Origin of the sequence: Winogradskyella alexanderae (assembly GCF_020166335.1) — a bacterium.
Taxonomy (GTDB): Bacteria; Bacteroidota; Bacteroidia; order Flavobacteriales; family Flavobacteriaceae; genus Winogradskyella; species Winogradskyella alexanderae.
Genome location: NZ_JAIUJR010000008.1, coordinates 158,171 through 180,663, shown reverse-complemented (window position 1 = coordinate 180,663; position 22,493 = coordinate 158,171). Strand labels below are relative to the sequence as shown.

The 22,493-nt window shown below is 34.4% G+C and carries 20 protein-coding genes and 2 tRNA genes; 13 read left to right on the top strand and 9 right to left on the bottom strand.

Going from position 1 to position 22,493, the window contains the following annotated elements:
- Positions 1–3 precede the first annotated feature (3 nt).
- The 3 genes from mutS to LBU54_RS12445 all read left to right on the top strand — a co-directional run bounded on the left by mutS (position 4) and on the right by LBU54_RS12445 (position 2,911).
- Entirely contained in the window at positions 4–2,616 is a 2,613-nt protein-coding gene (mutS, locus tag LBU54_RS12455) for a DNA mismatch repair protein MutS (protein ID WP_224530343.1), read from the top strand.
- A 95-nt stretch (positions 2,617–2,711) separates the two neighbouring features.
- A tRNA-Gly gene (locus LBU54_RS12450) sits at positions 2,712–2,783 on the top strand.
- 43 nt (positions 2,784–2,826) lie between these two features.
- Positions 2,827–2,911: transfer RNA gene (locus LBU54_RS12445), tRNA-Leu, on the top strand.
- 298 nt (positions 2,912–3,209) lie between these two features.
- Here LBU54_RS12445 and LBU54_RS12440 read toward each other — a convergent pair.
- From LBU54_RS12440 to LBU54_RS12430, 3 genes are all read right to left on the bottom strand, one after another.
- Complete coding sequence (locus LBU54_RS12440) at positions 3,210–5,381, bottom strand: prolyl oligopeptidase family serine peptidase (protein ID WP_224530245.1); 2,172 nt, start codon at positions 5,379–5,381, stop codon at positions 3,210–3,212.
- A gap of 189 nt (positions 5,382–5,570) precedes the next feature.
- Entirely contained in the window at positions 5,571–5,810 is a 240-nt protein-coding gene (locus LBU54_RS12435; RefSeq protein ID WP_224530243.1) for an Arm DNA-binding domain-containing protein, read from the bottom strand.
- 249 nt (positions 5,811–6,059) lie between these two features.
- Entirely contained in the window at positions 6,060–6,248 is a 189-nt protein-coding gene (locus LBU54_RS12430) for a hypothetical protein (RefSeq protein WP_224530241.1), read from the bottom strand.
- A gap of 222 nt (positions 6,249–6,470) precedes the next feature.
- Here LBU54_RS12430 and LBU54_RS12425 point away from each other — a divergent pair, with 222 nt between their 5' ends.
- The gene (locus LBU54_RS12425) at positions 6,471–8,732 is read left to right on the top strand and encodes a beta-glucosidase (RefSeq protein WP_224530238.1); all 2,262 of its coding nucleotides are present in this window, start codon (positions 6,471–6,473) and stop codon (positions 8,730–8,732) included.
- Between the two features lie 25 nt (positions 8,733–8,757).
- Here the strand turns inward: LBU54_RS12425 and LBU54_RS12420 are convergent, their stop codons facing one another.
- The 6 genes from LBU54_RS12420 to LBU54_RS12395 all read right to left on the bottom strand — a co-directional run bounded on the left by LBU54_RS12420 (position 8,758) and on the right by LBU54_RS12395 (position 13,152).
- Positions 8,758–9,432 (bottom strand): ABC transporter ATP-binding protein, encoded by a 675-nt coding sequence (locus LBU54_RS12420; RefSeq protein ID WP_224530234.1) that lies wholly within the window; start codon positions 9,430–9,432, stop codon positions 8,758–8,760.
- Positions 9,432–10,694, bottom strand: coding sequence for an ABC transporter permease (locus tag LBU54_RS12415; protein ID WP_224530232.1), 1,263 nt, complete (start codon positions 10,692–10,694; stop codon positions 9,432–9,434). Before LBU54_RS12415 ends, LBU54_RS12420 begins: the two co-directional genes overlap by 1 nt.
- Positions 10,694–11,773: an efflux RND transporter periplasmic adaptor subunit gene (locus LBU54_RS12410; RefSeq protein WP_224530231.1), complete on the bottom strand. Its 1,080-nt coding sequence runs from the start codon at positions 11,771–11,773 to the stop codon at positions 10,694–10,696. Before LBU54_RS12410 ends, LBU54_RS12415 begins: the two co-directional genes overlap by 1 nt.
- Positions 11,774–11,778: 5 nt before the next feature.
- Complete coding sequence (locus LBU54_RS12405; RefSeq protein ID WP_224530230.1) at positions 11,779–12,393, bottom strand: WG repeat-containing protein; 615 nt, start codon at positions 12,391–12,393, stop codon at positions 11,779–11,781.
- Between the two features lie 86 nt (positions 12,394–12,479).
- Positions 12,480–12,779 (bottom strand): thioredoxin, encoded by a 300-nt coding sequence (gene trxA, locus LBU54_RS12400; RefSeq protein ID WP_224530224.1) that lies wholly within the window; start codon positions 12,777–12,779, stop codon positions 12,480–12,482.
- A gap of 4 nt (positions 12,780–12,783) precedes the next feature.
- Positions 12,784–13,152 (bottom strand): tellurite resistance TerB family protein, encoded by a 369-nt coding sequence (locus LBU54_RS12395; RefSeq protein WP_224530221.1) that lies wholly within the window; start codon positions 13,150–13,152, stop codon positions 12,784–12,786.
- 141 nt (positions 13,153–13,293) lie between these two features.
- On the opposite strand from LBU54_RS12395, the gene LBU54_RS12390 reads away from it, so the two are divergent.
- The 9 genes from LBU54_RS12390 to LBU54_RS12350 all read left to right on the top strand — a co-directional run bounded on the left by LBU54_RS12390 (position 13,294) and on the right by LBU54_RS12350 (position 22,465).
- Entirely contained in the window at positions 13,294–15,177 is a 1,884-nt protein-coding gene (locus LBU54_RS12390; RefSeq protein WP_224530219.1) for a sensor histidine kinase, read from the top strand.
- Complete coding sequence (locus LBU54_RS12385; RefSeq protein ID WP_224530216.1) at positions 15,167–16,219, top strand: response regulator; 1,053 nt, start codon at positions 15,167–15,169, stop codon at positions 16,217–16,219. Before LBU54_RS12390 ends, LBU54_RS12385 begins: the two co-directional genes overlap by 11 nt.
- 77 nt (positions 16,220–16,296) lie before the next feature.
- Complete coding sequence (locus LBU54_RS12380; protein WP_224530213.1) at positions 16,297–17,145, top strand: universal stress protein; 849 nt, start codon at positions 16,297–16,299, stop codon at positions 17,143–17,145.
- 5 nt (positions 17,146–17,150) lie between these two features.
- Entirely contained in the window at positions 17,151–17,537 is a 387-nt protein-coding gene (locus LBU54_RS12375; RefSeq protein WP_224530210.1) for a hypothetical protein, read from the top strand.
- 466 nt (positions 17,538–18,003) lie between these two features.
- Positions 18,004–18,855 carry a universal stress protein gene (locus LBU54_RS12370; protein ID WP_224530207.1) on the top strand — a complete coding sequence of 284 codons (852 nt, stop codon included), beginning with the start codon at positions 18,004–18,006 and terminating at the stop codon, positions 18,853–18,855.
- Between the two features lie 11 nt (positions 18,856–18,866).
- Entirely contained in the window at positions 18,867–19,703 is an 837-nt protein-coding gene (locus tag LBU54_RS12365; protein ID WP_224530205.1) for a universal stress protein, read from the top strand.
- Between the two features lie 65 nt (positions 19,704–19,768).
- The gene (locus LBU54_RS12360) at positions 19,769–20,170 is read left to right on the top strand and encodes a hypothetical protein (protein ID WP_224530203.1); all 402 of its coding nucleotides are present in this window, start codon (positions 19,769–19,771) and stop codon (positions 20,168–20,170) included.
- Positions 20,171–20,241: 71 nt separating this feature from the next.
- Positions 20,242–21,108: an ATP cone domain-containing protein gene (locus LBU54_RS12355; RefSeq protein WP_224530202.1), complete on the top strand. Its 867-nt coding sequence runs from the start codon at positions 20,242–20,244 to the stop codon at positions 21,106–21,108.
- On the top strand, positions 21,092–22,465 hold the full coding sequence (locus LBU54_RS12350) for an MBL fold metallo-hydrolase RNA specificity domain-containing protein (protein ID WP_224530200.1): 1,374 nt from the start codon (positions 21,092–21,094) through the stop codon (positions 22,463–22,465). The genes LBU54_RS12355 and LBU54_RS12350 overlap by 17 nt, the downstream gene beginning before the upstream one ends.
- Positions 22,466–22,493 lie beyond the last annotated feature (28 nt).

The following is a 22,493-nucleotide window of genomic DNA, read 5'->3' as shown; positions in this document are numbered from 1 at the left end:
CTCTTGGCTAAGAAGGCAAAAAAAGAAACACCATTAATGAAGCAATACAACGCCATTAAGGCAAAGTATCCTGATGCGTTGTTGTTGTTTAGAGTAGGTGACTTTTATGAAACCTTTGGAAGTGATGCCGTTAAAGCCTCTAAGATTTTAGACATTATTTTAACGAAGCGCGGAGCCGGCAGTGAGAGCGAAACTGAATTAGCTGGTTTTCCGCATCATTCGTTGAATACGTATTTACCAAAACTTGTAAGGGCAGGAGAACGTGTTGCCATTTGCGACCAACTAGAAGACCCAAAATTAACCAAGAAAATTGTGAAGCGTGGTGTTACTGAGCTTGTTACACCTGGTGTGGCATTGAATGATGATATCTTACATTCTAAGTCCAATAACTTTTTATGTGCTGTGCATTTTGACAAAAAGTACATAGGTGTTTCATTTTTGGATATTTCTACAGGTGAGTTTTTAACGTCTCAAGGTGATCCTGAATATATAGATAAACTGCTTCAGAATTTCAGTCCCAGTGAAGTTTTAATTTCCAAGGAGTGCAGAAAGGATTTCACTGAAACTTTCGGAAATGACTTTCATACCTTTTATCTTGAAGATTGGGTATTTCAAGCAGATTATGCTAATGAGACCTTAACCAAACACTTCAACACCAAAACATTAAAAGGTTTTGGAATAGAAGATTTATACGAAGGTATCATAGCATCTGGTGTAATATTGCATTATTTAAGTGAAACACGGCATAATAAACTAGAGCACATCGCTACCATTTCAAGGATAGCAACTAATGATTATGTATGGATGGATAAATTCACCATCAGGAATCTAGAGCTATACCATTCCACAAATGCCAATGCAGTTACCTTAATAAATGTCATTGATAAAACCATCTCAGCTATGGGTGGTCGCACTTTGAAGCGATGGTTGGCGTTGCCGTTAAAGCATGCAGATAAGATAAAACAACGCCACGAAGTGGTTCAGTATTTGTTGGATAATGATGCTGTACTTCAAAAAATTCGAGGGCAAATAAAACATATTGGTGACATTGAGCGCCTCATTTCAAAAATAGCTACCACTAAGGTAAACCCTAGAGAAGTCATTCAGCTTAAAAACTCTTTAGAAGCTATTGTACCGATTAAGTCCATGGCAAAATCGTCTGATAGTGAATCCTTAAAAGTTATTGGCGATAATCTTAATAATTGTGATCTGCTTCGTGAAAAGATAAGGCAAACCTTAAACGAAGAAGCACCTGTAAATGTCTTAAAAGGTAATACGGTTGCTACAGGCTTTTCTCAAGAATTGGATGAATTGAGAGGATTGTCAAAGTCTGGCAAGGACTATTTAGATGCTATGCTACAGCGTGAGAGTGAACGCACGGGAATTCCATCTCTTAAAATAGCGTCTAATAATGTATTTGGGTATTATATCGAAGTTAGAAACACACATAAAGATAAAGTACCAGAAGAATGGATTAGAAAGCAAACCTTAGTCAATGCTGAGCGCTATATTACAGAAGAATTAAAAGAATACGAGGCAAAAATCCTTGGAGCTGAAGAACGCATTTTAGCGATTGAGCAGCAGCTATTTTCTGAGCTTGTACTTTGGATGCACCAATTTATTATACAGGTGCAACAAAATGCGCAGTTGATAGGGCAATTGGATTGTCTTTGTGGGTTTGCAAGTTTGGCCAAAACCAATAAATACAATTACCCTCAAATAGATGATAGCTTTGATTTGGAAATTAAAAACGGTCGTCATCCGGTAATCGAAAAGCAATTACCATTAGGCGAACCTTATATCGCAAATGACGTTTATCTCGATCGAGAAACCCAACAAATCATCATGATTACTGGACCAAACATGTCTGGTAAATCCGCTATATTAAGACAAACTGCATTAATTGTTCTCTTGGCACAGATTGGAAGTTTTGTGCCGGCAAAAGAAGCTCGGATTGGCCTAGTAGATAAAATATTTACACGTGTGGGTGCGAGTGATAATATCTCAATGGGTGAGTCTACATTTATGGTAGAAATGAATGAAACCGCATCCATTCTTAATAATATTTCAGAACGTAGCCTGGTGCTTCTGGATGAGATCGGTCGTGGTACCAGTACTTATGACGGTATATCCATTGCTTGGGCCATTAGTGAGTATTTACATGAACATCCGGCAAGGCCAAAGACCTTATTTGCGACGCACTACCATGAGCTCAATGAAATGACCGAAACCTTTACACGTATAAAAAACTTTAATGTTTCGGTAAAAGAGTTGCAGGATAATGTACTTTTTGTTAGAAAACTAGTTGAAGGTGGCAGTGAGCATAGTTTTGGAATCCATGTCGCTAAAATGGCAGGTATGCCACAACAGGTCATAAGACGCGCTAATAAAATATTATCTAAACTTGAAAAGTCGCATTCTAGCGAAGAGCTAACAGACAAAGTAAAGTCTTTAAAAGATGATATGCAGTTAAGCTTTTTTAATTTAGATGACCCATTGTTGGAGGAAATAAAAGATGAGATTTTACATACAGATATTAATACGCTCACACCAGTTGAAGCACTCATGAAGCTCAATGAGATAAAGCGCATGTTGGTTAAGAAAAAACAAGCTTAAAGGTGTTCAATTAATTTAAAAAAAGTCTTTGCTTTTCTAAGAAATAGTTTAAATTTGCATCCGCTTTTAAAGCGAAATGTTCTTTAAAAAACTACGCGAAAGTAGCTCAGGGGTAGAGCATCACCTTGCCAAGGTGAGGGTCGCGGGTTCAAATCCCGTCTTTCGCTCTATACGATATATACCAATTAAGTTGCAGTCTGCAACTTGGATGCTGAAGTGGTGGAATTGGTAGACACGTTGGACTTAAAATCCAATGGCCATTATGGCCGTGCGGGTTCAAGTCCCGCCTTCAGTACAGATAAAATCCGTAACTATCTTATATTAAAGATGTTGCGGATTTCTTGTTTTTATATTTGCACGATTTATGTACGATTAAAAAGTTTTTAAGCCTTTTCTATAAAATAAAAACCTTATTGATAGTTATCAGAAATTTTGTTTTCTTCTTTTACAGACAAGAGCCTATGGTCGCCTGCTTAGAAGGCAGATGATCTATCCAGCTGAGCTAAGATGTTTTCTAGCCTTTTTAAATCCAATGAAGCCATGTGCTTGTAATGTGCACAGCTATGACCTGATTTATAATTTATTTTTATTCATCATTCGCGTGTAGTTTTATCTGATCGATTAGCTGGCTTAAATTCAGGGTGATCAGTTTGCCACAACATAAAAGAAAACATACTTGATAACCCATCCATCATTTTTGAAAAAGAAGCTCCTCGACCATGTCCTCCACTAAAATCTGTCACGAATAATATAGGTTCTTCATCTTGGTCAGCAGCTTGGATTCGTGCCGCGAATTTTGCAGGTTGCCACGCGATAACTCTAGGATCATTCATTCCGGCAGTAATCCATAGTGCAGGATAGTCTTCACCCTTTTCTACATGATGATAACTATCCATTTCTAATAAGCCTGTAAACTCTTCTGGATCCTCTACCGTACCAAATTCTGGAATATTTACAGGGCCATTGGGTGAATTTTCTCCTCTTACAGTATTCATACATCCAACCATAGGTGCAGCTACTTGAAATAGATCTGGGCGTTCAGTTATGGCTCTACCAACAAAAATACCGCCTGCACTTCCTCCTACTATTCCAATTTTACCTTTACTAGTATAGCCTTGTTCTATTAAATATTCTGCAGTTGCAATACCATCCTTCCAAGTATTGGGCTTAGTTAGTTTTTTACCAGCATTATGCCAATCCACACCTAATTCTCCTCCTCCTCTAACGTGAGGCACAACGAATACTACACCATAGGAGGTTAATACTAAATTAATTGGTGAAAAAAATGGTTCTTGAGAATTACCATAAGCTCCATAGCCATAAATGAAGGCAGGATTACTACCATCCATTTTCAAATTTTTATCATATATAATTGAAACTGGAACTTGTTCGCCATCATGAGAAGTAACCATAACTTCTTTAGCTATTACATTTTCTAATTCTGGAAATTCTATTGGCGCCTCTAATGGCTCGTAAGTAAACACATTTGTTTCTGGATTATAACGGTAACGTTTATTAGGCGAGGTCCAACCTGTTATAGTAAACCAAACTTCGGAAGAACGTGCATTTTTAATACTTATGTTAGCATTACCTGCTGTAAAAGGAAATGCTAATTTACGTTCTTTACCATTTTTTGGTAAAAAATAGCCATTAGCTTCAATTCCATTTTTAACAGTTACATAGTATATGCCGTCTATTGTAGGCTTCATTTGGATTATGGTTTCATCTATTTTTTCAGGAACAACTTCAACTGCTGAACTCATATCCATTTTATCGACTGGTAATTTCAAAATTCTTTTATTAGGTGCATTTTTATAGCTTAACATGTAAATATCATCGGTACCCACAGAAACGCTAACAATGTTGTCCTCATGCACCGTTATTGGTTCCCAATCAATAGAATTATCTTTTTTAAGCATTCCCAGATATGTCTTTAATCTGTTGTCAACACTACTAGCAAAGCCAAAAAACTTCTTGGCGTCAGCATCATAATAAGCCCAAGGAATTTCATTCGGCTCAATATCTAAATTAGGATTATTTTTTCGAGATAAAATCACTTTATCCTCACTTGAACTCGTGCCCAACATATGTATGTAAGTATTTAAATCTATTTTTCGGTCCATAGTTGTAACATCTGCAGATGAGAGCTTTGTGTATATAACACCGTCATCGTTTGGAAGCCAAGAATACACTCTTGCTAGGTCTAAATACCCCGCTTTAAAATCTCCTTCATTATCAATAAATTTAGTTTCTGGATTTTCAGATCCGTTTACTGCAAATTCAATCGCTATCAAATCTCCCTCATGACTAGGTATGTATTTCTGTATAGCATACTCTTGATCACTTTCTTGTTTATAAATCTTTGGGTCAAGAACTAAAACTTCATCACATTCATAGCATTCTCTTTTATATAGTTTACCAAATTCTTCACCTACTTTCTGATTTATATAGTAGTAAGTGCCATCATTGGTGATTTTTAGATTTGATATATAATCTCCTTCTCTAGCTACTAAACTCAACATAAGATCTTTTAATCCTTGTCTTCCGGGGACTGTAGCCATCATATCTTCTGCATATTTGTTGTTGGCTTTCATCCAATTAAGTACCTCTTCATTTTTTAAATCTTCCATATAGCGATATGGGTCTTCTACTTTTTGACCATGGTATTCATCGAAGACAATACGCTGTGGCAATAGATTTGGCTTCTCTTGTGCAAATATCAAAATAGTAGATATGCAGGCTAAGGTTAGATTTAATAATTTCATGATTCGTCTTTTTAGTTTCTAGTGCTTCTGAACGCTCTAGTATTTGTTGATTAGAATTTTGTTTTTCTGTAATTGTTGTTATGTTGGAAATGAGTGGATTAAAATTAAGAAAAATTATAGACATGATTGAAAAACTGCTATTTTACATAGTGACGTTTTAGAACAGCTTATCTGTACTACAATTAAGCGTTATGTTAGGATAGCTTTCTCTATGGTATAATAATCTTTAAGTAGTTTTAAGTTTAGAAGTTTTGAGTTAGGGTGCTGTGTTGTGATTTTAGAATGCTCGCTATCCCAGTGGTATTTAAAGATTGAAATCCCTGAATTAATAGTGTAGACTTTCTTGTGATTCGTAATACGATAGATGATATTGTAAGTACCGTCAGATTTTGCTCTTCGTCTATCGAGCTTGGTTTTCACATTTGCCATAATTAAAGTGGATTATGGTCAAGTTGTGCAAGCTATGTGCAAAAAAGGAAATTGCATCATATGCGTGAAAATACTATTTTTAAAGGGCTTAAACTCGATTTTCAGGGGGATTAGATAGATTGAATTTTTGGATTATAGTACTTCCGCCTTCAGTACAGATGAGAAGCCGAAACGAAAGTTTCGGTTTTTTTTTTTAAGGAGTTTGAGTAAAGTTTGCTTTAAATCAAATTTTAAAATAAAGGACTAACATTATAAATCAATCTTTTTCTCTATAATTAAAATGTAATCCACTTTTGCTGTAGCACCCATAAACTGAAATGTTGGCCTTACATTTGGCACTACAGAAACAACTTCGCCTTTTAGTCTATTTAAAAACTCCTCTAACTTCTCCTGCATATTGGTCTTATTGACATCAATTCTGTGTACGCGATATCTCATTATTTAAGTCTTAAAATCAGATTAGTAAAGTAGTTATTCCCAGCATGTCCTGAAATGATATTGGTCAATTGATAGCAGTACTAATTTTTCTATATTTCCAGTGTAAAAATGTGTCTATAGAGACTGAATACGGAAATGTTTAAATATCTTTATAGGACTTTTAATTGGTATTAAAATTCTTTAATCAAGAATTTACAAATCGATACTACTAAAACTAAATCAATGCTCAAAAAACTAATCCTATCATCAGTAGTTGCAGTAGCTATTACTAGCTTGTCCTGCAATGATTCAAAAAAAACAGATAATACAATGGATGAAGACGTAACATCCGTAAGCTATAAGGGTAAAGACATTACACATGACTTTGACGCAAAAATTGATTCTTTAATCAGTCAAATGACTTTAGAAGAAAAAACGGGGATGTTACATGGTACAAGCATGTTTTCAACCGCTGGTATTGAACGATTGGGCATACCAGAATTAAAAATGGCAGACGGTCCTTTAGGCGTGCGTGAAGAAATATCAAGAGATTCTTGGGCTCCGGCTGGTTTAGATAATGATTTTGCTACGTATTATCCTGCAGGAGGAGGGCTCTCCGCGACTTGGAATACTGAATTAGCTTATAAATTTGGGTTTAGTGTAGGTGAGGAAACTCGCGCAAGAGATAAGGATGTGCTGTTATCGCCTGCCATTAATATTATTCGCACACCTCTTGGAGGAAGAACCTACGAGTACTTTACAGAAGATCCGTTTTTAAATAAAAAACTTACGGTTCCTTTTGTAGTTGGTATGCAAGACAATGATGTGGCGGTTTGTGTAAAACATTATGCGGCAAATAACCAGGAAACTAATAGGGATTTTGTTGATGTTCAAATAGATGAACGGACACTGCGAGAAATTTATCTTCCAGCATTCAAGGATGCGGTGGTTGAAGCTAAGGCTTATAGTATGATGGGCGCCTATAACAAGTTTCGTGGGGACTATCTCTGTGAAAACAGCTATATGTTAAACGATGTTTTAAGAGATGAATGGGGATTTGAAGGTATTGTGATATCAGATTGGAATGCGGTTCACACATCGGTGAAATCCCTCAGAAGCGGCTTGGATATTGAAATGGGAACGCCAAAGCCGTTTAATGAATTTTATTTGGCCGATCCATTGATGGATTCAATAAAAGCTGGTAAAATGTCTGAAGCAAAACTGGACATACATTTAAAGCGAATTTTACGATTGATGCATGCGGTTAAAAGGATGGGTAGTGACGATCGTAAAACAGGAAGCATAAATACAGAGGCTCACTTTAAGGATGCTTATGACATAGCAAAAGAGTCGGTTGTACTCTTAAAAAATAGTAATGACCTTTTACCAATAAACACATCTGAAATAACATCTATTGCAGTAATTGGTAATAATGCGATGAAGAAGAATGCACTAGGTGGCTTTGGAGCCGGTGTAAAAACCAAGCGTGAGGTGACGCCATTAGAAGGTCTGCAAAATAGACTACCAGAATCCGTAAAAATAAACTACGCAGAAGGCTATCTAGAACGCTATGCTCCAAAAAAGAAGGGTGCTCTTGGTGAAGTGGCAGAGGTTGGAGAAGTAACGCAGGAACAGCTTACTACAATTGACGAATTGGATCCTAAACTGCTAGATAAAGCGCTTAATGCAGCCAAAAATTCTGATGTAACTATAATCTTTGCAGGTTCTAACCGCGATTATGAAACCGAGGCCTCTGATAGAGCAGATTTAGAACTTCCTTTTGGCCAAGTTAAATTAATTGAGGAAGTTCTAAAAGTAGACCCAAATGCAATTGTGGTTATGATTGGCGGTGCACCTTTTGATATAAGCGCTATAAAAGAAAAGTCACAAGCATTGGTTTGGAGTTGGTTCAATGGTTCTGAAGGTGGGAATGCCTTAGCAGATGTGTTGCTAGGAAATGTGAACCCTTCAGGTAAGTTACCGTGGACCATGCCTGTAGCGTTAGAAGATTCACCGGCTCATGCCACAAATAGTTTTCCAGGTGACACATCAGTAATATATGAGGAAGGGATTTTGGTTGGATACCGTTGGTTCGATACCAAGAATGTAGAACCATTATATCCTTTTGGATATGGATTGTCCTATTCGTCTTTTGATTTAAAAAATATTCAGTCAGATAAAAAGAACTATTCGACCGATGAGAAAATTTCTATTTCTTTAGAAGTTGCAAATACTGGAGATATGGATGGTAAAGAAGTTGTACAAGTATATGTTAGTAAATCCGAATCGGAGGTAGAACGCGCTGCACAAGAATTAAAAGGGTTTAAGAAAGTTTTTGTTCAGAAAGGGCAAAAAAAAAGAGTCACAATAGAATTACCTGTTAAAGAATTGGCTTATTATAATGTTGGTAATAAGGCTTGGGAGGTTGAATCTGGAAACTATACATTGAAAATTGGCAATTCGTCACGGAATATTCTTTCAGAAGTTACCATCAATGTGAAATAAACGTGGCAGATTTTTTTGGTGGAGATTAACTTATAATTCTACCATCACCCATTGTGATGATTCTATCTGTTTGTTTTGCAAAATCTTCATCATGAGTAACAACAAGTAAGGATAGGTTTTCTTCATCGCTGAGTTGCCTGAAGATATTAAAAACATTATCTGCATTATAACTATCAAGGTTGCCCGTAGGTTCATCGCCCATAATAATTGCTGGGTTATTGATAAGTGCTCTGGCTATGGCTACACGTTGTTTTTCACCGCCAGAAATCTGAGAGGCACGTTTTTTTGCTAGGTGATCAATATTTAAAATTTTCAGCTTGTCATGACCGTCTGAGATTATTTCTTCGGCAGATTTTTCTCCAAGTTTTTTTGCTGGCAGAATCACATTTTCCAATACTGAAAATTCAGGTAGCAGATAGTGAAATTGAAACACAAAACCTATGTATTTGTTCCTTATATGAGATAGTTCTTTCCTTTCTGCACCTGTGATGAGCTGTTGATTTAAAGATAGCTCACCTTCATAGTCCGTATCCATGGTTGATAGTATGTACAACAAGGTTGATTTACCACAACCGGACTTTCCCATAATAGAGGTGAACTCACCTTTGTTAATTGTAAAATTTATGTCTTTAAGGACATGAAATAGAACGGGTTTTCTAAAAAATTTATTGATATGTCTAGCTTCTAAAATAGGTTTCATTATTGTCCACGTATTATTTTGACCGGATCTATTTTTTCAGCTCTCTTAGATGGTAAATAACCAGCAAGGAAGGTAGATATCATGGCAAAACTAAAACCAATTACAAAGAATAAGGGATTTAGATTAATGGGGTAGGTTTCAATTGTCGGAAGCGCTTCTGTATTAAAAGGTAACGTGCCAATAAAACTTGTTAAACCCAATCCTATTAATAAACCCAAAACTCCACCTAAGAATCCAATGATCATAGCTTGGCTCATAAAGATGAGTTTAACATCTCTTCCAGAAAAACCTGTTGCTTTCAATATGGCAATATCATTCATTTTTTCATAAATAAGCATGTTTAAAATATTATAGATTCCAAATCCAGCTACAATTAAAAGCGTTATGGAAACGGCATATGTAATTAAATTTCTAATTGTTGTTCCTGTTTCAAACTGAGCGTTAGCTGTCTGTATGTCTATTGCTCGCAAATCAAATTGTTTTTCAATTTGCTTTGCCATTTCAGGAGCGTTTTTAATATCTGTTAACTTTACATTGATGTCTGTAATATAATTTTTGGGCTTACCCAGAATTTGTTGAATGGTTTTTATGTTGGTAAAGCTCTGAATGGCATCAATATCGGCAATTCCGCTTTGAAAAATACCAACAATCTTTAATGGAAACAAGCCACCGTCAAGTGGACTCAGCTGTACGCGATCACCAACTTTCAACGACATTCTATCTGCAATGCCAACGCCTAGAATAATACTATTATCCGTAACGTTAAGATCTTCTGCAGAACCTTCTATAATATTATTGTTTAAGTTAAAATGGGTCGCCTCCGCAATAGGATCAATACCTGTTATATTTCCACCTATTTCAATGGAACCAGCGATGTAGAAAATCTGAGTCTCAATTTGTGGTAAAACGGCCATAACATTTTCATTATTAGTCAAATAGTCCATAATAGGAAGCGCGTTATGAATTTTCTTTTGAGTTATTTTAGGTTTAACAGAATGTACTATGTTTAAACTGTTTTGGAGTTCATCATATAAATCTATTGGTTGAGTTTTAGAAGGTTTAATTTCGTTGTAAATATGAATGTGCGGTGTCTGATTTAAGATGAGGTTATCAAGCATTGTATTTAAACCAGTCATAAAGCAAACAAGAGTGATATAAGCCCCAATACCGAAGGTTACTCCAAGAGCGGCAATACTTGTTTGTTTTACTTTGGTTAGTAAATGAGTTTTCGCAATGCTTAAAATAAGTTTCCAATTAACCATTAGTTTGGTTTGTAGATTTTTGTGTCTTCCGAAATACCCGAAATCACCTCTATGAATTCTATATTTTGCAAGCCTATCTCAATGGCAATAAGTCCATTATCGGTGGATACTTTATTGTCTTCAACTAAATAAGACTTTGGTATGGTAAGTACATCTTCATGTTTGGCGATTATTACATTTGCTTCACCAGACAGACCTGGATAGAGTTTCTTTGGAGGATCTTTAAAAATAGCCTCAACTAAAAAGGTTTGATTCCTGATATCTTTTTTTGGGTATATCTTGGTAATTAAAGCTTCAAAAACATTGTTCTCGTAAGCATCTAATGTTACTAATACCTCTTGTTTTGGATTTATATTAACAATATCGACCTCATCTATTAGCATTTCAATTACAAAATTATCTGAACTACCAATGGAAGCTAAAGGCTCAACGGTTGTAACAATTTCTCCAGGTTCTTTATACAAGGCATAAACTTTTCCATTGATTTTACTGCCGATGGTAAAATCTTCTGAAGTAATTAGAGACGTTTTATAATTGTTTTCCGCTTGTTGTAATTGTACCCTTAATTCATGTTCTGTTCGCTTGTATTTGTCTTTAAGTAGATGGAGCGTATTAAGAGACAATTGATAATTTAATTTCTTCGAATCGTATTGTGCTTTTGATCCAATATTCTGTTTCCAAAGATTTAACTGTCTAAAATAGTTGATAGAGTCATCCTTGTATTTAAGTTCAGCTGCAATAATTTCATTATTGATGTCATTTAGAATAGTAGCTTCACCCTTATAGTTTTCATAGGCTAAGTCTGCTGCCAACTTATTGTTTTCGGTATTAAGCTTGGGCGAGTTATTTATGATTTGCAAAATGGGTTGCTCCTTATTAACAAGATTGCCCTCTTCCACGAGGTTTTGTTGTAAAATCCCAGAAACAATAGAATGCACTTGATACAAGCTGTCCGGTTGAACAGTGATAGAGGCGTATACAGATTCTGTAATGGAACGTTTTGTTGGTGTTATATGTTCCTTACTATTTGAGCAACTACATATTAGAATTGCAATAACCAATAAATAGAATAGTCTCATAAGAGCTATAATTTGTACTTCTTAATAGACCAAGTTTTATCCTTGTTCATAGTGGCAATTAAATTTTCCGCGATAAACTTGGTTTTAATTAAAGGTGGTTTCCTCAAAAAGTCTCGAGATAAGGTTATATGAACTGGTTTTTCAGTAAAATAATGAACTATATCACCATTCATATCGATTGCTACTTCCATATAATTGTAATCGATCATTTTTTTATCGAGCACATCATTTGTGCCTAAAACGTCTTTATAGAGTTTTAGAACTATGGCCAAGCCATTTGTAAATGGTGTTGCATTTAGGAATTCAGGTTCTATAACTTCATTACCCTTTTTATCAATGTATCCATAATATAAGATGCCATCTTTCTTTTTATGAATTAAACATCTATCAGAATTAAAAATCGGATACTCTTTTTTATTGATATTAGATAATACAAAATCATTTCTAAAATCTACGACTAATTCACCTTGATTATTTACAAATGCCCAACGCTCTCCCTTTTTTATGGCTGCAACACCATCATGAAATGGAGATATGAACTCTAGGTTAGATAAATTTTGACTAAATAGTGCAAAGGGCACAATAAAAAATAAAACGGCCAAACAAACTAACTTTCTCATGATGATTTCCTTTAATGTTGAACCATGAAAGGTATAATTAGATGCGCTGCTAAACAATGACCAAAGTCAATGTTTTAAGGCTTAGTTTATAGGTAATTTTCTATAACTGATAGTATATCGGCTTTTTGAAGAACACCAGATTGTCTCCAAACTTGTTTGCCGTCTTTAAATAGCAACATAGTTGGGACACCTCTCACCTGATAGGTACTTGAAAGGTTTTGGTTTTTATCTACATCAATTTTCACAATTTTGATTTTATCACCAAGATATTCTTTAACCTCTTTTAAAATTGGTGCCAACATTTTGCATGGTCCACACCAATCTGCATAGAAGTCTACTAGTACCGGAATTTCCGAATTTATTATTTTACTAAAACTAGATTTCATTTTTTCAAGTCTTTTTAAATTCTATGTTCAATTTTGCCACATAAGTAAGTTCGGATTTGTTAATTTTTGAAAAGGCATATGCAATATCATTTGCGGTTTTAAGAATTAATGACTTTAATTCACTATCAAAAAGCTCAGGGTTTTGATGCAGAAAATCTACAAATGAATCAAAACAATCACTTGCTAATTTGTCCTGACTCTGCAAGTGGTTAAACTGTTCTTTAATTATCTCAACAGTACTGGTTTCAAATAGATTCCAATCGCGCTCTAAACAATCTGTAAGCTTAGTGTACTCCTCAAATGCAAGGTTGTCATCTGCCTTTGCGATTGCATAGAATAAGGTGCCAATATTTTTATAGAATTCTATATTCATATCACAATTTAAAGGTACTAAAAAGCTTATAAAATAAAGATGATATGACCAATAATATGAGCTATTTTATGTGATAATTGTCATGCTTTTCCATAGTCAAAATTCATACTTTTATTAGATGTACCAATAGTACAAAAAGAAATGATAAGACAGGACCAAGAGATATTCAATATACTTTTAGAAACGGTTTCTGAAGCTGTGGTGATTGTAAACCAGAAGCAACAGATAATGGAGGTAAACAGAGCTGCAGAATCCATTTTTGGTTATGATAATGCTGAAATTAATGGTAAACCTTTGGATATTTTAATGCCGTCCAATTATCACGAGGCACACAAAGAACACTTTAGAAATTACATTGAAGAAGTAGGGCAAAAAAGAATGGCGTTGTCATTAGATGTTTATGGGCTTAGTAAGAGTGGCAACATAATTCCAATTGAGGTACTGCTCAATCCATTTAAAATTTATGACAATACCTATGTCATGGCATTAATCAGGGATGTTTCTAAACAAAAAGAAACAGAGTATGATTATATGTTACGTAGTAAGGCCTTAGAATCTGCGAGTAATGGCATTATTATAACAGATGCTTTGAGACAAGACAATCCTATTATTTATTGCAACAAAGCATTTACAGACCTCACAGGTTATTCTAATAAAGAAGTCTTAGGTATAAACTGTAGGTTTTTACAAGGGACAGATAGGTCACAGAAGCCACTAGACAAATTGCGTAAAGCCATAAGGACAGGAAAAAGTTGCTTAGTAACTTTAAGGAACTATAGAAAAGATGGAACCCTTTTTTGGAATGACTTATACGTAACGCCAATTACGAATGAAAAAGGCATAATCACCAACTTCATTGGCATTCAAAATGATGTAACTGAGCGTGTAAAGGCTGAGGAAGAACGCAATCATTTAGCTGCGATTTTTAACGAATCTTTAAACGAGATTTATGTGTTTGATGCTAATACCTTATTGTTTATTTCGGCAAACACAGGAGCGTTAAATAATTTGGGTTATACCCAGGACGAACTTAAAAAAATGACGCCTTTTGATCTAAAAAATGAAGTCGATGAGGAAAGTTATCGGAAGGCATACTTTGACCCATTAATTACTAAAGCAAAAGAGAAAGTTGAATATGAAACTATACACGTAAGAAAAGATGGCTCTGTATATCCGGTTAATGTTCATTTGCAGTTGTCTTATCTAAACGAAAAACCTGTTTTAGTAGCAATAGTTCTTGACATAACAGATCAAAAAAATTACTTGCAGAAGCTTGAGAAAACAGTTGAAGAGCGAACCAAGCAATTACAAGTTGCATTAAGCAAGGAAAAAGAATTGAATGAGCTCAAAACCAAGTTTTTATCGCTTGTATCACATGAGTTTAAAACACCATTAAGCGGTATATCTACTTCTGTAATGTTATTGGAGAAGTACCAGAAATCTACCGAGCAAAAAAAGCGTGAAAAGCATTTAAATACTATTAAAGAGAAGGTACAGTATCTAAACGCAATTTTAAATGATTTTCTGTCTATTGAACGGTTAGAGTCTGGCAAGGTAGATTATAAAATTAGCGAGTTTAAATTAAGTAAGGTTATAAACGAAGTGGTATATAATGCAAATATGCTTCTTAAAACAGGCCAACATATTAATTATCCAAATAACATCGATGGTATAACCATGCATCAAGACGAAAGAGTTCTTGAATTAATTTTATCAAACGTTGTACTTAATGCAATAAAATATTCAGATGAAAATACAGATATTGACATAGAGATTGAACAACTTAATGGAATCACAAAAATTGAGGTTAAGGATGAAGGTCTAGGAATACCAAAAGATGATTTAGAAAATGTATTTACAAGATATTATAGAGCTCAAAATGTAGTAAATATTAAAGGTACAGGAATTGGATTAAATATAGCAAAAACCCATGCCCAGAACTTAGGAGGAAATATTTCGTTGAAAAGCGAAGAAAAAAAAGGAACAACAGTAACAATAATAATTCCAAACAAGTATGTTAGCTAAGCTATTACTCATAGAAGACGATATAGTATTAAGAGATAATACGGCAGAGTTATTGGAACTAGCTGATTATAGTGTTGTTAAAGTATCAAATGGTAAAGAAGGGATAAAACTTGCTCTGACAAATCCTCCAGATCTTATTATCTGCGATATAATGATGCCAAAAATGGATGGATATGAGGTTTTGGAAAAACTATCCAAAAACAAAAAACTAAAGTATATTCCATTTATATTTTTATCTGCAAAAACAGAACATTCAGATATAAGAAAAGGAATGAATTTGGGTGCAGATGACTACATAACCAAACCATTTACTGAGGATGAATTATTGAGTGCAATAAAAAGTAGGTTGGCAAAAGCGTCTATCTTGGAAGACCGCAGAAGTACCAATACTTACTTAGATGAAGAAGATGAGGAATTAAGATCCTTAAACGATCTAAAGAATTTCTTTGATGACTATGGTGAGGAATTTTGCTTTAATAAAAATGAAATTATCTACCATGAAGGTGACCATTCAAATTATATCTATTTGATTACAAAGGGCGCCGTAAAATGCCATAAATTAGATGACCAAGGAAAAGAATTGGCGATTGCGCTTTATAAAGAAGATGATCTATTCGGTTATACATCTTTTACCCATAATTTACCGCACAAAGAAACAGCCACAGCAATAAAAACTACCCATTTAATGGGAATTTCAATTATTCAATTGTCAGCTATTTTAAATGATAACCATAAAGTAGCCATTGCTTTAATAGATCTTCTAACAGACGATTTATGCAATACAAAAGAACAACTTTTGCAAATGGCATACAGCTCAGTTAACAAGAAAACTGCGAATACCATTTTGCAATTCGCAGAACATATAAATCGTAAGCCAGAAGATCCAATTAAAATTTCGCGTAGTGATCTTGCCAGTGTCGCAGGTGTGGCAACAGAGACCTTTATTAGGACACTTACAAATTTTAAAAATGAAGGAATAATAAAGTCTGAAGGTAGAAATATTGTGGTACTGGATTTAGAACGACTTAAAGAAATTGAATAGAAAATGCTTTTTAATGATGCAGGTCATTTTAGGGCTTTGTAAAAGCAATTACATTAGTTCTTTTAAAATACAGGATTATGAAGAGTGTACTATTACCAACTGATTTTTCTGAAAATTCTTGGAACGCAATTGAGTATGCACTTGAATTTTTAAAACAAGAGCCCTGCGTGTTTTACCTATTACACGTAAATACAATGAGCCAAGCTATTCTAAACGATCCTACCTACATAAGCACAGAGGATGTAATTGAAGAGGTTTACGTTAAACCTGTAAAAGCTAAATTACACAGATTACTAAAAAAAATATCAAAAATTTCAAACAGGAATCATCATCGCTTTTATAGCGTTGTAGAGTACGGGTTTTTTATAGATGCTGTGCGTAGACAGGTTGAAGAAAAGAATATTGACCTAATCATTATGGGCACTAAAGGCGCTTCTGGATTAAAGCGTATTGTAATAGGCAGCAATGCAGGCGACGTTGTGGTAAAAGTAAAATGCACCACTTTGGTTGTCCCAGAAAACGCCATTTATGACGGTATCACGGAAATTGCATTCCCGACGGATTTTTCAACGTACAATAACTTTAAAACATTGCGGCCACTGGTAGAGCTAATTGAAGAAAAGGACTCTGAGCTTTCAGTACTACATGTTAATAAATTAGGTACAGAACTCAGTCAAGAGCAGGAAAATGGCAGAGATTTTCTTCAAAATTTATTCGGTGATTACAAGCATAAATTTTTCTTTTTAACTAACAATAAATTAGAGGATGCCGTACAATGCTTTACAGAAAGCAGGGAGGTAGATATGATAGCTATGGTAGCAAAAAATCTTAACTATTTTCAACAGATATTATTTCATTCAAGGGTAGAAAATATTACATACCATACTAATATTCCATTCCTTGTTTTACACGAAACCAATAATTAATAACTATGGATATTTCAATAACTTTTGCGAAATTTTGGGGATGGTATTTAATCATATTTTTCCTTATTCTTAGTCTAAATCCCAAACGGATAAAGCAGATTTTTGAAGATTTAAAGGACCAAAAGTTCTTAATCCTTTTTTCATTTTTGGCAATTATTGTTGGTTTGATAAATATTATTTTTCATAATATTTGGGAATCTAATTATAAAATCATAATCACCTTGATAGGTTGGTTTGCATTAATCATAGGGTTAGGCTTATTTATATTTCCTGTTAAGACAGTAACTTGGCTTCAGGTAACCAATATTAAATTCGTGCAGGTGATTTATACCTTATTATTTTTAATTGGTTTATTCCTTCTAAATCAGGTATATAGCTTGATACCTTTTTAAAAATGATAATTATCATTTTTAATAGATAATTTATATGTTAAGTTTAGCCAAATATTAAGGTGAGTAAGTGTCCTTAATATAATATGCTATTAATCATGAGGAAAACCAGAGTTTGCTAAAACTCTGGTTTTCTTTTTTTGTCGTTAAACTGAGCAATATCATTTTATGAAACATAGGTATTATATATCTTGTGCGTTGTTAAAAGGGGGCTTTTAATAACATAAGTATTGAGCATTTTAGAGTTATGGTGTAGTTCTAAGTACTTTCAGTTTTCTTAAGACCAAAAGATATCTTTAAACTGCTACGAAAGCAATATCATAAATCTATAATGTTCTACGAAACAGGGAGTGACTGCTCCCTGTTTCTGTTTTTTGCCACTTCTTTTTAAGCGTTCTAGATGATATTTATCATTGTAGTTGTGCATATTAGAATTTAGTTTTATGGTTCTAACAAAAATTTGCCTGTAATGAAAAAAGTGCTGTTACCAACTGATTTTTCCGATAATGCAATGAACTCCATAGTGTTTGCATTAGAGTTTTTTAAATACGATAATTGTGAGTTTTACTTTTTGCATGTCTACGAAGATGAAGTGTATAATACACATAAATTATCCGAGAGTAAATCGTTTGATGAACTTAAATTAATGTCAAGTAAAAAATCATCAAAAAATTTAGAATCCTTGTTGGAAAAGGTTAGCACTATCGCACCTCACAAAAGATTTAGCTATAATATAATATCTGCCTATAATTCACTATTGGATGAAGCAAATAAAGTTGTTATAGAGAAAAACATAGATTTAATAGTTATGGGTACTAAAGGTGAGGGAGCAAATCATGCGTATGCTTTTGGTAGCAACACACTGCAAGTTTTAAAATATGTCTCTTGCCCTGTATTGGTAATCCCGGAAGCTTATGAATACACCCAGCCCAAAAAGGTGCTTTTTCCCACCAACTTTTTGATTCCTTACAAAAGAAGAGAATTGAAATTGTTATATACCATGCTAAAACCTTTTAGGTCCATTATCGATGTGATTTACATAGCAAAATATAGTAACCTCTCGAGAAGGCAAGTAGATAACAAAGAGTTTTTAAAAGGTGAATTTGAAGATTTGCAAATCAATTTTGTCAATGCAGATGATAAAGATATCTCTGGCGCAATATCAAATTACATAGAAGCACATAATATAGATTTGCTTGTTATGGTAAATACGAGCCATTCCTATTTGGAAGATATGTTGTTTAGATCAAAAGTAGATGATATTTCATTACATACTAATATTCCATTTTTGGCACTTCAAAATATTAGACGAACCAGTTAACACTAATCAAAATGAAAAAAATACTATTGCCAACGGATTTCTCAGACAATTCTTGGAGCGCTATTGTTTATGCTCTTAAGTTGTTTCAAGACGAATATTGCACCTTTTATATTTTAAACTCTACAGCATTTAAAGCGTCTGCAATGTCCAACCTTTCAAATACTTTATTGAGAAAGATGAAAGATAACGCATTGGTGGAGCTGTTAGAAATACGAGATCAGATTATTTCTTCAGATGCAAATGCTAATCACGAATTCCACACAGTTTTAAGTACACACCCATTAACAGAGGCTATTGATACCGAGGTTAGGCAAAGCGAAATAGACTTGGTTGTAATGGGTACCAAAGGAGCTACAGGAGCAAAGGAGATTTTTATGGGAAGCAATACTGTAAAGGTCATCAAGAAAATGAAACACTGTCCAGTTTTATTAGTTCCAGATGAGTATGATTTTGTAATTCCGCGTCAAATAGCTTTCCCCACGGATTTTAAAGTTGAATATAGTGACAAACAACTAAAACCATTGGTAGACATGGCGGATCTACATGATTCAAAGATTAGAATTTTACATATTAATGAAGAGGAGGCTTTAAGCCAGGAACAAGATTATAATTACACAAATTTGAAGGATAAGTTATCCAATTTCAGCTCAACATTCCACTGGATGCCAGACTACAGTAGCAAGGAAGTAGAAATTAAAGAGTTTGTAAAAGATCTGGAAATTGACATGTTAGCAATGGTAAATAACAAGCATAATTGTCTTGAGAGAATAATTAGAGAACCAGTTATTAAAAAAATAGGATTTAGACCTTTGATTCCATTTTTAGTAATGCCAGAACAAATTGACTAAGGTCATTGTTGAGTTTGAATAAGTGTTTTAAATTGAATACAGTAAAATTATAAGAATTAAGTGTTATGATTAATAAAGGTATCTGGATAGATAAGGAAAAAGCACATATAGTCACTATATCTGAAGAAAAAACAGATATGATTACTTTACTTGCGGAAGAACTATTAGAGCAACCATCAGTGTTGGAAAAACCAGGTGGCGCACAGGAGATTATTAAAGATAGACGCGTTCTTGAAAGAGAAAAACACAGGGTAAATAGTTTCATAAAATCTATCATTCCAAAAATAGAAAATGCGAACAACATTCTGGTTTTGGGACCATCAATGATGGGTCAACAATTTTCTAAAGCATTGGAGAAAGATTATCCGATATTAGGTAAGCGCATTAAAGAAGTTGTAAAAGCAGAAAAAATGACTGACAACCAACTTAAAGCGTTAGTAAAAAATTACAATTGGCCGGTAGGTTAAGGCGGCTATTTGGTTAGTTTGGGGAGTTGCCAGGGTAAGAAATTGCCCTGGCAACATTAGTACAATACATTATGAAAAATAAGGATTTTGAGGTTATTAAATCAAGTGGTAAACGGGTAAAATTTTCTTTAAGTAAACTGAGATCTTCCTTAAAACGAAGTGGTGCCAACAAAGAAACAGTCGATAGTATAATTGATAAGGTCAGGGACGAGCTCTATCAAGGTATATCTACAAAAGAGATTTACAACAGAGCTTTTGCACTACTAAAAAGAAAGAAGAGTTATTTAGCATCAAAATACAAATTAAAAAAGGCAATTTATGAGCTCGGACCAACCGGATTTCCGTTTGAAAGGTTCATTCAGGAAATATTACGTTACTCAGGATATGATACCTCTGTAGGTGAGGTTGTAGAAGGGAAATGTGTATCTCATGAAATTGATGTTGTTGCTAATAAGAACAACGACACTATTATTATAGAGTGTAAATTTCATGGAGATCAAGGTTTAAATTGTAATGTAAAAATTCCGCTTTACATAAATTCTAGATTTGATGATATTAAAGCCAATTGGAAAGTTAATGGCAACCAAACTGCATTAAGCAATTGTTGGGTAGTAACGAATACTCGGTTTTCAGAAGACGCAGTGCAATACGGTCGTTGTTGTGGTCTGTATTTGTTAAGTTGGGATTATCCCAATAATGAAAGTTTAAGGGATAGAATAGATGCCTTGGGGCTTTATCCAATAACGGTTTCAACCTTACTTACCAACAGGGAAAAACAATTTCTATTAAGCCGAAATGTCGTGTTATGTAGGCAGCTTATTGGAGATGCTTTTTACCTAGACCATCTTGGAATATCAGACGCAAGGAAAGCTAAAATCCTAGACGAAATAGAGGCCTTATGTAAAACTTCAAAATATTATAATGAGGTCAGTAGTTAAAGTTAATTTTTTGGGTGGTGCAGGCACAGTTACGGGCTCAAAGTTCTTAATTGAAACATCAGAATGCCAGATAATGGTAGATTGTGGCATGTTTCAAGGCTTAAAGGAATTAAGGGAATTAAATTGGGAAGACCTGCCAATAGATGTAAATGCAATTGATGTTGTTTTGCTAACCCATGGTCACTTGGATCACGTAGGGTATTTACCAAGATTGATTAAACAAGGATTTAAAGGTCGGATTCTTGGTACGTCTCCAACCTTAGCAATTGCAGAAATTATATTGAGGGATAGTGGTAAAATTCATGAAGAAGAAGCCAGCAGGGCTAATAAAGAAAAATACACCAAACACAATCCGGCATTACCATTTTATACGGTAAAAGAGGCAGAACAAACCATAAAATTTTTTAATTCGGTTCCATTAGACGAATGGAAAAATATCTCTGAAAACATAAAGGTAAGGTTTCAGTATAATGGGCATATAATTGGAGCAACTTTTATAGAAATTGATATCAATGGAAAACGCTTTGTGTTCTCTGGAGATGTTGGCCGAAAAAATGATTACTTACTTAGCGATCCCAAGAAACCACAATGGGCAGATTATTTGTTTATAGAGAGTACTTACGGAAACAAATTGCATCCTAAGCAAAATGTTGAAGATATATTAACAGATTTGGTTAATCGATCCATAAATGTTGGAGGAAATCTTATTATTCCAAGTTTTGCAGTCGAAAGACTTCAGACTTTAATGTATATTTTCTGGAAATTGTATAAACAACGCCGTATTCCAGACATTCCAGTTTTTATTGATAGTCCAATGGGCAACAATGTCCTACATGTATTTAAAAATTATCCCAAATGGCATAAGTTACCACTATCGGACTATCATGCAATGTGCAACCATGTAAATATTGTGAGCTCGTATAAGGAAACATGGGACACCATTGACGACAGACGTTGTAAAGTTGTCATAGCAGGCAGTGGAATGGTTACGGGAGGCCGTGTACTCACATATTTACAACAGCTAATAGATGATCCAACTACAAGCGTTTTATTAGTTGGATACCAAGCCGAAGGAACAAGGGGAAGACAATTATTAGAAGGTGCTCATGAAATTAAGTTTTTCGGAAAGTACTACCCAGTAAAAGCACAGATAGAACACATTGAAAGTCTCTCTGCACATGCGGATCAAGGCGAACTCTTGGATTGGTTAGGCCAAATAAAAAATATCCCAGAACAGGTGTATTTAATTCATGGTGAACCAAATGCTCTAAATGCATTTAGGGTTAAGCTCCAAACCGTTTTTAAATGGGCAGTTAAGACTCCAAAATTAACAGATGTAGAACAGCTCATTATTTAGTTCTAAACTGATCTAAATCATTTTAGGA